Raw genomic sequence first — 14,229 nt, 5'->3', positions numbered from 1 at the left:
GGGAAATGCATCATGCGCGTGTCCATCCGGCTTTCACTGACTGCGCTGCTGGCGCTTGGTGTTGGCGCAACGTCGGCAGCGAGTGATACGGCAGGAGCAAAGTCCTATGCCCGCGATCCGGCCCAGGCAATTGATCAGGCATACACCGACCAGATCCTTAAGTTCACCACCGATCCATCGTTCAACTCGCCGCTGACCGATTACCTGCCCGCCTCCGCGACCGTGCCAACACCCGACAAGGTACTGGGCCATATTTCCGGCGCGCCGAATTATCTGCCCTACTCCGCTGATGTCTATCGCTATTTCCGTGCACTGGCCGCAGCCAGCCCACGAGTGAAAGTGTTCTCGATTGGTAAAAGCGAAGAAGGCCGCGAGATGATTGCGGTGGCCATTGCGGACGAAAACGTGCTCGCTGATCTGGACGCCAACAAGGCGCGGCTGGCCAAGCTGGCCGACCCTCGCACTATCGGCATGAACGACGACACCGCCGATCAACTGGTCGCGCAATCGACGCCGGTTTATTACATCACCGGCACCATCCACTCCACCGAAACCGGCGCACCAACCGCGCTGATGGAGCTGGCCTATCGCCTCGCCGTGGACGATTCGCCGTATATCAAGCACATCCGCTCGCACGTGATCACACTGATCACGCCGATCGTCGAAGTCGACGGCCGCGACCGCATGGTCGATCTGTACAACTGGCATCTGGCGCATCCGGGACAGAACTACTCGCCGCTGATGTACTGGGGCCATTACGTGGCGCATGACAACAACCGCGACGCGATGGGCATGACGCTGAACCTGACGCGCAACATCGCCGACGCCTATATCGGCTGGCATGCGCAAGTGCTGCACGATCTGCACGAATCAGTGCCGTTCCTCTACGACAATACCGTCGGCGATGGCCCGTACAACGCATGGATCGACCCCATCCTGACCGGCGAGTGGCAACAGCTGGGCTGGAACAACGTGCAGGAGCTGACCAAGTTCGGCATGCCCGGCGTGTTCACCCACGGCGACTTCGATACCTGGAGCCCGGGCTATCTGATGTTCATCGCCGCCATGCACAACGGCGTCAGCCGTCTGTATGAAACCTTCGGTAACGACGGTGCCGATACGGTCAAACGCACGCTCAGCCCCAAGGAATACGCACGCACCTGGTACCGGCCGAACCCTCCGTTGCCCGAGGTACTCTGGTCGCAACGCGACAACAACAACTACGAACAGACCGGTCTGCTCACCGCACTGAATTATTTCTCCGACAACGGCCCGTTGTTCCTGAAGAATTTCTACCTCAAGGGCAAGCGCTCGATCGAGAAACCGCAGGAAGCCGGCCCAGCCGCTTACGTGTTTCCTGCGGATGAAACGCGTACCGGCTCGCAGTCTCAGTTGTTACACGTCATGCAGCTGCAGCACGTCGAAATCAGCCGGACCACGGCACCTGTCACGGTCACCCTGCCGAAACAAGGCGATGACCCGAAAGCCAAGGCCAGTTCACGCACCTTCGCCACCGGTAGCTATGTGGTGCGCATGGACCAACCGTACTCTCGAATTGCCGACGCGCTGCTCGACCGCCAGTACTGGTCGCCGAAAGACCCGCAGCAGCATCCCTACGACGATACCGCCTGGTCGATGGGCGACCTGTTCAACGTCCAAGTGGTACGAGTCACCGACAATGCCATCCTGAAGGCACCGATGAGCGCTGTCAGCGATGCCATCACGCCGCCGCAGGGACTGGCCGCGATCGATATCCCAGTGGCGAAGCTGCCACGCATTGCGTTGATGCACACCTGGCTGGATACCCAGACCGAAGGCTGGTGGCGCATGGCGCTGGACAAGCTGCACGTGCCCTACACCTACATCAGCACGCAGGATGTGGCGCGCAGCAGCGACCTGCATGCGAAGTACGACGTGATCCTGTTCGGCCCGATTGGCGGTGTTACTGCAGAACAGATCGTCGACGGCCTGCCGATGTGGGGTAACCCCATGCCGTGGAAAACCACCAAGCTCACGCCCAACATCGGCAAGATCGATTCGACTGACGATATTCGACCGGGCCTGGGTGCCAAGGGTCTCGAAAACCTGAAACAGTTCGTACACGCCGGCGGCCTGCTGGTCACCGCCGAGGACACCGCCAAGTTCGCCATCGACAGCGGCATGGCGCCGGGCGTGTTTGTCACGCCCACACACAACCTCAAGGTCGTCGGCAGCGTGCTGCAAAGCACTTTTGTCGATCGCAAAAATCCTGTCGCCAGCGGTTACGCCAGCGACGACCTGGCGCTATACAGCTCGTTGGGCCAGTCCTTTACCGTCTCTAACCAGATCACCGGCGACGACGGCCTGCCGAATGCCAAGGACTTCCAGCGCCCCACCGGACGCGGTGGCCCGCACGACACTGACACGCCCGAAGGTCGCGCCTCGGTAGCACCACCGGCCCTGCCCGATCCCAAGCCCTGGCAAGCCACCCCGCTCAACGCCGAGCAGCTGCGTAACAACCCGCTGGCGATTCCCGCCGATCAGCGTCCGCAGGTGATCCTGCGCTACGCCGATGCCGACAAGCTGCTGATCGCCGGCCTGCTCGACGGTGGCGATGAAATGGCCGAACGCGCCGCTGTCGTCGACGCCCACTACGGCAACGGCAACGTGCTGCTATTCGCCGGCAACCCGATCTGGCGCGGCGAAACCATAGGCAGCTACGGCCTGGTCTTCAACGCCATCACCCACTTCAATCAACTGGATGGCCAGACGGCTGAACCATAAGTCAGCTCTCTGGATGGGCAGTCATCGAGATGGCTGCCCATCCGCAAGCCCAATGCATTCAGCACATCGGAGCTTGCCTTCTACTTTGAGGCATCTAGTGCACGAAGTGCTTCGTTCAGAGACGAAGCAACGGCGCGCATCGCGGGGTGGTCGATCTGTGCGGCGTAGCTGGCAATAGCCTTCTTCAACTGGGTCGTCGCTTCCTGACTGGCCCGGATCAGCCAGTTCGCCGCTTCGTCGACCTTGCCCGCCCTCACCAGGGCTGTAGCCCAGTTGTACTGCCCACGGAAGTAGCCGGCCTCGGCAGAGCGTCGGTACCAGTCCGTGGCCCTTGACTGGTTCTGCACGACACCCCAACCCTGCTCGTAACACCGCGCAAGCCGATTCATCGACCGCGCATGACCCTGGTTCGCCGCCTGCGCGTACCAATGCGCGGCCCGCTCAGCATCGGGCTCGACGCCGGCGCCGTCGAAATACATACGGGCCACGTTGTACTGTGCCCAGTCATGCCCCAGCTTGGCGGCGTACACGTAGCAGGCCAGCGCCTGCGCTACGTCAGGTTCGGTGCCCCAGCCATTTTCCAGGCAACGCCCGACCATATTTATGGCCTCGGCACTGCCTTGTTTTCCAGCCAGCTCGAACCAAGCCAGCGCGGCGGCTCGGCTTCTTATAGTCCCTTTGCCTTCCAGCAGCATCTGGCCAAAAAGAATCTGCGCTGCGAGGAGTCCTTGGTTACCGAGCCCCTGAACGGTCTCCGCGGCGTGCTCAGGATCGAGTTTCAGCAGATTGCGTAATTCGTCAGCAGTCATGCTGGGGGAGACCACTGGCGGCATTGAGGCATGCCCTATTATACGAGCCGTTTATACGAGCCGTAACGGCTGACCGAGAACAGTAGCGCCCCTTCGCGTGAGTCCGGGTTTCGGATCGTGGTGTCCGTCATCTCTACGCATGTCTGCTATCCAGCGGCAAACGTCACTTCGGCGAGGCGTCACTGACTGCACCAGATACATCGGCAACAAGACGAACGAGCCCCTTCATGTCGAAATTCGGCGGGTCGACGGTCGTGCCGAACCTGACGATCACCAGGTGTTTCGAAGGTACGATCACGATGCGCTGCCCGTTCATGCCCGAGGCGAAATAGGCATCCGCTGGCAAGCCCGCAATGCGAGGTTCCCTGTCGCCCGGTGCTGGCACGTTGCTCCAGAAACCGGCACCGTAGGGCGCATCGAACGTGGGGCTGCTCGAATAGGTGTTCCATTGCGACGGAAGAATTCGCCGGCCATTCGCCACGCCATCATTGAGATAGAGCTGACCGAAGCGCGCCCAGTCGCGTGCGGAGGCGTAGATACGGGTCGAGCCGATCAGGGTTTGCGCGCCATCGAACTCCATCAGCACATGGCGCATGCCGATGGCATCGAACAACTCCCTGTGCGCGAAACGGATCATGCCAGCCGCGCCACCTCCCACGGCATCGCGCAGCACACCGGCGACGATCAGTGTATTGCCACTGCTGTATTCCCACTCGGTACCGGGTTTCGCCTTCAACTTTGCCTGCGCCGCATACGTCGCCATGTCGGATCTCTGGAACATCATGATCGACACCGGATCGAAGCCGCTATCGTCCTCGGTCAGCGCAAGACCAGAGGCCATGCGCAGCAGGTTATCCAGCGTGAGCGTATGGCGCGGATCGGCAGGGCCGTTCCATGCGGCTACCGGTGCCAGCGCATGCACGTCCAGCCTGCCCTGCTTCACCAATATGCCGACCAGTGCATTGATTACCGACTTGCTGACCGAGTAAGCCAACAGCGGCGTGTCGGGATCAAAGCCATTCGCGTAACGCTCCGCGATAATGTCGCCGTTGTGCATCACCACGATCGCATGCACATGACGGCGAGCGCCTGTCGCCGGCTCCGCAAACGCACGTGCCAGCGCATCACGAATCTCCGGATCGTTTGACTCGACCAGTGGTCGGATTTCAGGTGGATTCGTTACTTCGTGTGCAGCTTGCAGAGTGCCAACACCCGGTGTCTGCCATGGCAGCGCACAGCCGTAGGACGGGTAGTAAGTAGACACGCTGGAAAAGCGACCGTGCCAGTCGGTCGTGATGCGGCGATTCGCGCGGTCGACCACGTAATGCAGACCCGGCAACAAAATCTTCAATCCCTTGTCAGTCGCAAAGCTCTCATCAAACGCACGCTGCGGCGGCAGTCCAGAAACAAACACACCGGAACACATCACGTCGGAAATGCTGGCGGTCGCAATACGAATCGCATTGTCCGGGCGCTTCCACAGAATCAGCCCGAACAGAATGACCAACAGCCCCACAAAGATGCGCCCAACGTAGACGCCGATCGACTTTCTTTGCTTGGACACGAGCCCCCTTTCAACCCGGCCCCAGAGATTTACGGGTCGAACCGGGTTCGACCACGGCAACAGACACGCTAGAAGGGAAAGCCTAACGGTATTCAGGTGCCAGGACCCGATTTGCTTATCGTGAGACCTTACTTCGACGCACTACAGCTCGATGGGCGAACCCAGATCACGCGTGCCTGATGATCGTAGAGAAGTCGGAAGTTTCCCAACAGATCCGCCCCGAGCAGCATCGCCGGCTTGTCACCGAAATCCTCTTTGAGTACCGGCAAATCGATGACCTGCGCCGTCACTGCATTGACGCTGACACCCGCAAAGCCGACGCTGCCAATGGGACCGCTACGGGGAACCATCGGCTTGGAGTTGGCCCCATAAATGGGTTCTCCGTCATGAAATTCGGACGAGCTCGCATCGATGCCAGCTGCTTGCGCGAAACTGGTCGTCATGCGGGTGTTTCGTGAACCGGTATCGAGTATGGCCATGCCGCTGACGCCATTCACCATAACCGGCAGAATCAGCAGATCATTACCCTTGACGTGTCCGCTCAATGTCGCCGGCGCGCCTTTGCCTATGACCTTGTCCTGATCAATCGGCTTTGCGTGAACCTCCACCCTGCGGCACAGATAATCGAACGCAACAACCACACCATCCATGAAATCGTTACCCAGCACTCCTGCCTCCTTGCCGGAGTCATGCCTATTGGGTAACCCATAGGCTTTTGCATGTCTGAGACGGTAACCATCAAGTTCCAGGCTGCCGATTGAGTACATGGTCACCTGGCTGCTGCCTGTTTGTCCCGAGAGTTCCTCAGTGCCACCGGGAGCTTTCTTCAACATGGCCTTGTCGGCAAACCATTGATAGACCGCTGAGCCATCGGCACCCGTATCGAGCACAAAAGGATAAGGTCCGCGACCATTGACAGTCACTGGAACCACGTCGTGCCCATCGCCAGCCGCACTCAGGGCGACTTGCGCTTCAACATGGTTAATGGCGACGGTGATCAGCGCACTTGCAGTCATCCATCTGACCCAGGGGTTCATACAACGGAATTCCTCTACGAATGCTTTCTCGCGGAAGACCCAATGTATCAAGAACACAGCGGAGGTCATGGATCAAAGGTCATGCCGGTTCTCGGTGTGACCGGTGTCCATTCACCGACATCCGTTTAGGCAAACCTCACACCGGTCAGTTTTTCCGAAATATCCCAAAGTCGTGCAGCTGGCGCGACATCATTTGCCCTTGCCGAAATATTGGCCGGTGCTGGCGAGCCCTTGAGTTCGGAAAAACCATCCGGTCCGTAATAGCCCGAAGCCTTTGCCTTCGGCGAGGTCGCGGCATAAAGCGTGGGCAGCGCACCCGCGGCAGCGGAATGACTGACGGCCGGTTCGAGCAAGCGGCTGAGATACCACATGAATCCCGTCGATCCCGGACCGTTCGAAATCAGTTCGGTACGCGCATAACCGGGGTGAGCAGCATTGCTCATGAGACCCCAGCCATTGGCGTCGCTCCGTCGCTGCAGCTCCAACGCAAACATCAGCATCGCCAGCTTGGACTGACCGTAAGCCTTGTTGGGTGTGTAACCGTGTTCGAGCTGCAAGTCATCGAAATGGATCTTACCCATGCGATGCATCAAGCTGCTGAGGTTGACCACGCGTGGTGCCGGCGCGCGATGCAGCAGCGGCAGCAGCTGCGCGGTCAGCGCGTAGTGGCCGAGATAGTTGACGCCCAGCTGCATCTCGAAACCGTCGGCGGTGGTCTGGCGCTGGCGCAAGGCCATCACACCGGCGTTGTTGATGAGCATATCCAGCGGCTGGCCTTCGGCATTTAGCCTTCCGGAGAAATCGGCGACAGATGCAAGGCTGGACAGATCGAGCAACTCCAGCCGCACCTTCGCCTGCGGCGAAAGCGCGCGGATTTTGGCCAGCGCCTCGCTACCCTTTTTCTCGCTGCGTGCTGCAAGGATCACATCGGCCCCCGTGTTGGCCAACGCCAGTACCGTCTCGTAGCCAAGGCCACTGTTGGCACCGGTAACGATGACGCGTTTGCCGATCTGTGAGGGAATGTCGCTGATGGTGAAGCCACTCATGCGGTGGTTTCCTTGATGAGCTTGATGGTGGAATCGCTGACGGCATTCACTTCGAGTGCCCGCCACCACGGGGATTGAAGAGCCGTATCAGGACGAACGGTTTCGCCAGGACGCGGCTGTACCAGATGCACGCCCTGCTCTGCCGCCAGCGCGCGAATGCGCTCGGCCGGTTCGTCCCAGCGATGGAAGGCCAAATCGAAGGTACCCCAGTGCACAGGCATCATCGTCCTGCCGCGCACCAGCTGGTGCGCAGCGAGCGATTGCTCCGGCTGCATGTGTACGTCCGGCCACGTTTCGTTGTAGGCGCCGCATTCGACCAGCGTGAGATCGAACGGCCCGTAGCGCTCGCCGATCTTGCTAAAGCCCTCGTGCATGCCGGTGTCTCCGCTGAAGAACAGCCGCTCGTGTGCGCCCAGCACAACCCACGATGCCCACAGCGTCGAGTTACCGTCGCGCAGGCCGCGGCCGGAAAAATGCTGGGCCGGTGTAGCGGCTAGAGTGAGCGGACCGAAGCGTGTTTCCTGCCACCAGTCCAGCTCGGTCACACGCTTGGCGTCCACGCCCCAGGCGATCAGTCGCTGACCCACACCCAATGTCGTGTAGAAGTGGCCGACACGATCGGCCAGCGCACGGATGGTGTCGCGATCAAGATGGTCGTAGTGATCGTGTGAAAGGATGACCGCATCGATCGGCGGCAACTGCGCCACGGTAAGCGCTGGCGGCGCAAAGCGCTTCGGCCCCGCAAACGGCACCGGCGACGCACGGGCGCTTAGCACGGGATCGGTGAGCAGGCGCAGTCCGTCGAGTTCAATCAGCACGCTGGAATGGCCCAGCCATGTCACCTGCAAGGCCTGCGATGCGGGGCCGCTCAGCACATCCGCGCGCACCGTCGCCACCGGCAGTGGACTTTGCGGTTTGCGGCGCAGGCCGCGATGGGCACGCATCGTCTTCCACACCTCGCCCAGGCTCGCAACCCTTGTATTGGCAACGTTGCGAAAGCGGCCATTGCGCCATGCCGGCGAACCGCTATGCGCCCGTGCGACGCGACTACGCTTCGTTATGGCGTGCCAAGCGAGCAAGCCAAGACAAAAAGCAGCGACAAGAACAAATGCAATAACCATGATGGATATTCCGGCAAAAAGTAAACTATTTCGTATACTTTATGACAGGCCATAAGGAAAGTAAACTATACCGTATACTTTGTGAACCTGAAGTTACGCGGCCCACTTGTTGCAAGTGCATCACGCCAGGAGCAAACCTTTTGAACCGCAGCGCCACCAAACGCAACGCCATGCTCGATGCCGGTATTGCCGAACTCGCCGAACACGGACTGGCCGGTGCCAGCATGGAATCCATTGCGACCCGCGCCGAGGTTTCCAAGCGCACGCTGTACAAACACTTCCCTTCCAAGGAAGCCGTGCTCGAGGCGGTGCTGAGGCTTCTGATGGAACGGGTAGACCCGCTCAGCAAATTGCATTACGACAGTCAGCGCGATTTCGTTGAGCAGTTACGCGATGTCGGTATGAGGGAAATGCAGCTGATCTGCGACCCGGATTTCATCCGGCTAAGCCGCGTGCTGATGGTCGAATGCATGCGCTCCGAGGTACAGAGCCAGCGACTGATGGAGAAGTTTGGCGAGAAGGAAAACAGCGTGTATCACTGGTTCCACGAAGCTGGCGAGGCCGGCAAGTTGGGCAAGCTCGACGCAAACGTGGCTGCCGATATCTTTGTGGCGCTGCTGAAATCTTCGGCCTATTGGTTTTCCGTGATTGCCTGGCAACCCGCACCGAAAAAAACCGAGCAAGCACGCCTCATCGAGGAGGCATGCCTTACCTTGGTGAGCCGGCTGCACGCCACCGGCTCACGCTGAGCCAAACCTTTACTTCGCGGCGCCATCAGCCTTCGACATCGACGACGCGCGCTTGGTACCAAACGGGCTATCGGCGTACCACTTGGGCCAGACGTTGTCCTCGCTGAGCTTCTGCCCAAGCTCATACAGCGCCTGCGTGTCCTCGAGAATGCCCGAGTAATCCCAGTTCGGATCGAACACGTCGTTGGGCGTGTGGTAATGATGTGCGGTGTAATCGGAGGCCGCTTTCTGGCCCGCGTCGCGACCACCGTTCAACAGATCGAGACCGGAACTTGCGAGCATCGCCGGCACGCCAACCTTGGCGAAATTGAAATGATCGGAACGGAAGTAGAAGCCGTTCTCCGGCGTGGTTTCCGGTGAAGTGACCCTGCCCTGCGATTTCAGCACGTCGGCCAGCATGTCTTCCAGCTGCGACTGACCCTTGCCGATCACCGTCATGTCGTGGGCACGGCCGATGATCGGCAACGCATCGACGGCGATATCGGCGACGGTCTTGTCCAGTGCGAACACCGGCTTGGACGAGTAGTACTGAGAGCCGAGCAAGCCGGACTCCTCCAGCGTCGGCATAAAGAACAGCACGCTGCGCTGCGGTGGGGTTTTCTGGTGCGCGAACGCGTCAGCCAGCTCCAGCAACATGGTAAGCCCGGTGCCGTTGTCGATCGCGCCGCTGTAAACCTGATGGCCTTTCAGCGAGGGATCGGTACCGAGATGATCCCAGTGCGCGGTGTAGATCACCGCCTCGTCGGGCTTGCTACTGCCCTTCACCATCGCCAGCACGTTGTGCGATTCGATATGGCCGATCTTGTTTTTCAGGCTCACCGACACCGTCGCCTGCAGTGGCACCGGCTTGAAGCCGGGCTTCGCGGCATCCTTTTCAAGCTTGTCGAAATCCTGACCGGCAGCGGCGAACAATCGTGTGGCCGCATCACGGGTCAGCCAGCCGGCGACCGGCAGTCGCGGCGACGGATCGACGCTGGAAGGCAGGCTGAGCTGAGGGCCGCTACCGCTGTTCTTGATCACCGTCCATGGATAACCGGCTGCCGCATCGCTGGTATGCACGATGAAACAGGCAGCAGCACCCTTGAGCGCAGCCTCGGCGTATTTGTAGGTCCAGCGGCCGTAGTAGGTCATTGCGCGGCCGTTGAACAGTTTCGGATCGAGCGTGGCGAAACCGGGATCGTTGACCAGCACGATCACCGTCTTGCCCTTCACGTCGATGTCCTTGTAATCGTTCCAGTGCCACTGCGGGGCATCGGCGCCAAAGCCCAGGAACACGATCGGCGAATTTTTCAGATCGACCGCAGCTTTCGCCTGTAGCGTCTCGACAATCATGTCGGTGCGATAGGCGAGTTTGGTCTCCTTGCCCTGCGCCGAAATATCCAGCGTGACATCGGTATTCACTAGCTGGGTAGAGTCGGCCGGCACGGTCTGGAACCACGAGCCGTGGTTGCCAGGCTGCAATCCCATACGCTTGTACTGCTCGACCAGCCAGTTTGTGGTCAGGGGCTCGGCTGCCGTGCCAGGCTTGCGACCACCGAAGGCATCCGAGCTGAGGGTCTTGTCGAACTGGGCGAAATCAGCAGCGTTGATCTGCGGCGCGAGTGCCACGGAAGGATCGGTGGCCTGCGTGGAGCCCACAGCGACGCACAAGGCGGTAAATAGAACTTTTGAAACGAGGCGCATCAAACACTCCGGCACGGGCGAACAGACCCCAGTTGTAGCGCGCTCGTCGATGGCTGTCCACGGAAAATGAGCGTGATGGACGTAAAGCCCTCTCCATTCCACCCAACTGCCGGAGCCAGCCGGCTACGAAATATCGCAAGCCCATACGACCGGGTTCATCAGTCGTACGCTTTCACGCCACGCAAATCACTTGCACAGCAATAGCGAGTTATTCTCAGTGATATGCATTGCACCGATCAGTACTGTCAGCGGTGCCCCTACTTAGCTGCCCTGCGTTTGGAGACGATGATGGAATACGTAAAATTGGGACGCACCGGCCTCGATGTATCACGCGTCTGCCTGGGCTGCATGACCTATGGCGAGTCCAACCGCGGCGCGCACAGCTGGACGCTCGATGAAGAAACCAGCCGGCCATTCATCCGCAAGGCCATCGATCTGGGCATCAACTTTTTCGATACCGCCAACGTCTATTCCGACGGTACCTCGGAGGAGATCGTTGGTCGCGCGTTGAAGGATTTCGGATCGCGCGATCAGATCGTGCTGGCGACCAAGGTATTCAACCGCATGCACGAAGGCCCCAACGGCATGGGCCTGTCGCGCAAGGCGATCATGAGCGAGATCGACCACAGCCTACGCCGACTCGGCACCGACTACGTCGACCTGTACCAGATCCACCGTTGGGACCCACGCACGCCGATCGAGGAAACCCTGGAAGCACTGCACGATGTGGTGAAAGCCGGCAAGGCGCGCTACATCGGCGCGTCATCGATGTTCGCCTGGCAGTTCAGCAAGGCGTTGTACGTAGCCGAGCGCAACGGCTGGACGCGTTTTTCCACGATGCAGAATCACTACAACCTACTTTATCGCGAGGAAGAGCGCGAGATGATGCCGCTATGCCACGAGCAAGGCATTGGCGTCATTCCATGGAGCCCACTTGCGCGCGGCCGACTAACACGCGACTGGAATGATGGTAGCGAGCGCGAATCCACCGACGTCTTCGGCAAAACGCTTTACACCGTGCCTGATGCCGACCGCAAAGTGGTGGAAGCAGTTGCTGCCGTGGCGAAGGCGCGCGGTGTATCGAAGGCGCAGGTGGCGCTGGCATGGGTCGCGCAGAAACCGTTTGTCACCGCACCCATCGTTGGCGCCTCCAAACCGCATCATCTTGACGATGCGGTGGCAGCACTGTCGTTGAAGCTCGATGCCGATGAAATAGCCAAGCTTGAGGAAGCCTATGTGCCGCACGCAGTGGCTGGTCACACTTGATATTGGCTCTCGTGCGTTGCAAGTCGAACGCTGCGACTAGGCCACGGCATTTGAATATCTGGCAAAGTTTGAATGGATCACCGACGGTGCAAGGGCGACACCGTCAACGGTGCCTTGATGGACTCCGCAGTATCGTCATCAAATAAAACCACGCGATTGCGGCCTTCCCGCTTGGCGCTGTAAAGCGCCTTGTCCGCGTGAATCAACAGCTGTCGCAGGTTGTAGCCAGACTGGAGCGTTGTGGAGACACCAAAGCTGGCGGATACCACGACACCACTGGCGTCTTCGCTGTCGGACACGCTGGCGATGGCTAGACGAATCAATTCGGACCGACCAGCGATCACATCCTTGCCACACTCGGGCATCAGTATTCCAAACTCCTCACCACCGAGACGACCGAATACATCGGTTGAACGCAGATGCGCCTGACAGGCGGCGACAGCCCGCTTCAGAACGTGATCACCTACCGCATGGCCATGGGTGTCGTTGACGGTCTTGAAGTTATCCAGATCAATCACGATAAGGCTCGCCACGCGCCCCGACTTCTGACAGTACTGCAGCTGCTGCTCGGCCGATGCGACAAAATGCTGGCGGTTGAAAATGCCGGTCAGCCCATCACGTCGGGCCAGCTTCATAAAGCTCAGCTGTGAGCGTTTGAGCTTGTAGGTCCATAGCGCAATCGACGCCAACACCATCAACAACACGAAGATATAGAGCCGACTGGTTTCCGCTGCTTTCTTGCCGAGCGCTTGCTGCAACTCAAGTATCTGGTTCTGCTTGTTCAGCGTGTCAATCTGCAGCTTTTTCGCCAGCACCTGCTGACTGACAATTTGGTACGCCAGTGCCTTTGCGCTGACGTCACTCAGATAGCCCTTGTCAGCGCCCATGTATCGTTCGTGGTAAGCGAGAGCAGCGCCCATATCACCCTGCTTCTGGGCGATCAGATAGAGCACCTTATATGCGATGGTCAGCGGTTCGGTATATTCGTTCTTGACGCTGCTGTTTACGGCGTCAAGGGCGAACTGTTGCGACAAAGTGAGTTCGCCTTCTTTCCAGTAAGCCTGTGCCAGTGATGCGTCGAACTCTGAAATCAGAGGCGGATAGTGAGTGCGCTGAACAGCAGCGTAATTTTTTTGCAACAACTTGATGGCGTCAACTGGCCGGCCCTGCTGGATTTCTAAATTCGCAACAAAATAACGAATCCCGTTAGCAAAGAGCGACTCACCACAAGCATCAATACCATCTTGGAACTGGTTACTAGGCGCATCCAGCTTGTCACTTCTGAAAAGTGCCTCAAGCTTTAAATATTTCCCTCTGCAGACGCTATCAGCGGTAAGGCTTTCCTTGATCAATTGATCGGCATAGCCCGAGGCCAGATCATACTGCCCGGCCTTGATATACAGCTGCGCTGCAACACTCAAGCCCTGCGCACGCGCAGCCTTATCAGTCACCTGTGGCAGTTGATCGAGCAACTGGCTCAATCGAGCAAACGCTTCCTCATAACGGAATCCGATCCCCAACATGTTCACTACTGTGGCGCCCGCGCGAAATCGCAAGGTCACATCAGTGGATTTCTCGATAACTGCGTTCAGCATTGGAATAGCCGTATCGTAATCACCGCGATAGGCGCTCTGCCACGCATTGAGATAACGCAGATAGAGTTGCTGCTCTGGAGACAGTTTCGTCGTACTGTCGCCCAGCCGTTCCATGATCAAGACGAACTTGGCATGATCCGACGTCTTGATACTATCCGCCTGATCGAGCAGCAGCTCCGGATCGCTAGGTACAGGCACGGCCGCAATGGCCGTGCCCATAAGCAACACCACGAGCAAAGCCCGCCCGGTGGAAAACACCTGGCGCCGCCTCCCCGATGAAAACATCGACTAGCCTACCGAAGCCGCAGTGCAAGACTTGGACTGCGAAGTAACCTCTTCGTTGTCCCGCGACGGGCTCTCCTCAGTGTCTTCGTCTTCGTCTTCCTTACCCGGCATCAACATGCAGGAGACGTTGCAATGTCCCAATAATGTCTCGATCCGACGCTGATCCTTGGCAAGGATCGCCGCCTGCAACTCCGGATCGATTTGTGCGCCCGTCAGTGCCCGCTCCACTTCATCCTGTGATGCGTGACGCAGGTGCGCGTCCTGCCCCATTCTTTCAAGAAAATCGATTACGTTCGACATCAGTATTCCCC

General features: G+C 59.1%; 11 protein-coding genes. 3 read left to right on the top strand and 8 right to left on the bottom strand.

Annotation, left to right across the window (positions count from 1 at the left end; translation table 11 throughout):
• Positions 1 to 12: 12 nt before the first annotated feature.
• Complete coding sequence (locus tag HDE80_RS14600) at positions 13 to 2,763, top strand: M14 family zinc carboxypeptidase (RefSeq protein ID WP_184672055.1); 2,751 nt, start codon at positions 13 to 15, stop codon at positions 2,761 to 2,763.
• Positions 2,764 to 2,843: 80 nt separating this feature from the next.
• Here the strand turns inward: HDE80_RS14600 and HDE80_RS14595 are convergent, their stop codons facing one another.
• The 5 genes from HDE80_RS14595 to HDE80_RS14575 all read right to left on the bottom strand — a co-directional run bounded on the left by HDE80_RS14595 (position 2,844) and on the right by HDE80_RS14575 (position 8,340).
• Positions 2,844 to 3,572, bottom strand: coding sequence for a tetratricopeptide repeat protein (locus HDE80_RS14595; RefSeq protein WP_184672053.1), 729 nt, complete (start codon positions 3,570 to 3,572; stop codon positions 2,844 to 2,846).
• A 163-nt stretch (positions 3,573 to 3,735) separates the two neighbouring features.
• Complete coding sequence (locus tag HDE80_RS14590; protein ID WP_184672051.1) at positions 3,736 to 5,136, bottom strand: serine hydrolase; 1,401 nt, start codon at positions 5,134 to 5,136, stop codon at positions 3,736 to 3,738.
• A 128-nt stretch (positions 5,137 to 5,264) separates the two neighbouring features.
• Positions 5,265 to 6,242 (bottom strand): retroviral-like aspartic protease family protein, encoded by a 978-nt coding sequence (locus tag HDE80_RS14585; RefSeq protein ID WP_184672050.1) that lies wholly within the window; start codon positions 6,240 to 6,242, stop codon positions 5,265 to 5,267.
• A 56-nt stretch (positions 6,243 to 6,298) separates the two neighbouring features.
• Positions 6,299 to 7,219: an SDR family oxidoreductase gene (locus tag HDE80_RS14580; RefSeq protein WP_184672048.1), complete on the bottom strand. Its 921-nt coding sequence runs from the start codon at positions 7,217 to 7,219 to the stop codon at positions 6,299 to 6,301.
• Positions 7,216 to 8,340: an MBL fold metallo-hydrolase gene (locus HDE80_RS14575; protein WP_184672046.1), complete on the bottom strand. Its 1,125-nt coding sequence runs from the start codon at positions 8,338 to 8,340 to the stop codon at positions 7,216 to 7,218. Before HDE80_RS14575 ends, HDE80_RS14580 begins: the two co-directional genes overlap by 4 nt.
• A gap of 140 nt (positions 8,341 to 8,480) precedes the next feature.
• On the opposite strand from HDE80_RS14575, the gene HDE80_RS14570 reads away from it, so the two are divergent.
• Positions 8,481 to 9,089 (top strand): TetR/AcrR family transcriptional regulator, encoded by a 609-nt coding sequence (locus HDE80_RS14570; RefSeq protein WP_184672044.1) that lies wholly within the window; start codon positions 8,481 to 8,483, stop codon positions 9,087 to 9,089.
• 9 nt (positions 9,090 to 9,098) lie between these two features.
• On the opposite strand, the gene HDE80_RS14565 is transcribed toward HDE80_RS14570, so the two are convergent.
• Complete coding sequence (locus HDE80_RS14565) at positions 9,099 to 10,772, bottom strand: M28 family metallopeptidase (protein ID WP_184672042.1); 1,674 nt, start codon at positions 10,770 to 10,772, stop codon at positions 9,099 to 9,101.
• Positions 10,773 to 11,060: 288 nt separating this feature from the next.
• Between HDE80_RS14565 and HDE80_RS14560 the strand changes: the two genes are divergently transcribed.
• On the top strand, positions 11,061 to 12,038 hold the full coding sequence (locus tag HDE80_RS14560) for an aldo/keto reductase (protein ID WP_184672040.1): 978 nt from the start codon (positions 11,061 to 11,063) through the stop codon (positions 12,036 to 12,038).
• Between the two features lie 77 nt (positions 12,039 to 12,115).
• Here HDE80_RS14560 and HDE80_RS14555 read toward each other — a convergent pair whose 3' ends face one another.
• The gene (locus tag HDE80_RS14555) at positions 12,116 to 13,852 is read right to left on the bottom strand and encodes a GGDEF domain-containing protein (RefSeq protein ID WP_184672038.1); all 1,737 of its coding nucleotides are present in this window, start codon (positions 13,850 to 13,852) and stop codon (positions 12,116 to 12,118) included.
• A 69-nt stretch (positions 13,853 to 13,921) separates the two neighbouring features.
• Entirely contained in the window at positions 13,922 to 14,218 is a 297-nt protein-coding gene (locus HDE80_RS14550; protein ID WP_184672036.1) for a hypothetical protein, read from the bottom strand.
• Positions 14,219 to 14,229 lie beyond the last annotated feature (11 nt).

The sequence above is a fragment of the Rhodanobacter sp. A1T4 genome, assembly GCF_014207185.1.
Classification (GTDB): domain Bacteria; phylum Pseudomonadota; class Gammaproteobacteria; order Xanthomonadales; family Rhodanobacteraceae; genus Rhodanobacter.
The sequence above is the reverse complement of the archived record's forward strand: the minus strand, read 5'-3'. Positions and strand labels throughout refer to the sequence as shown.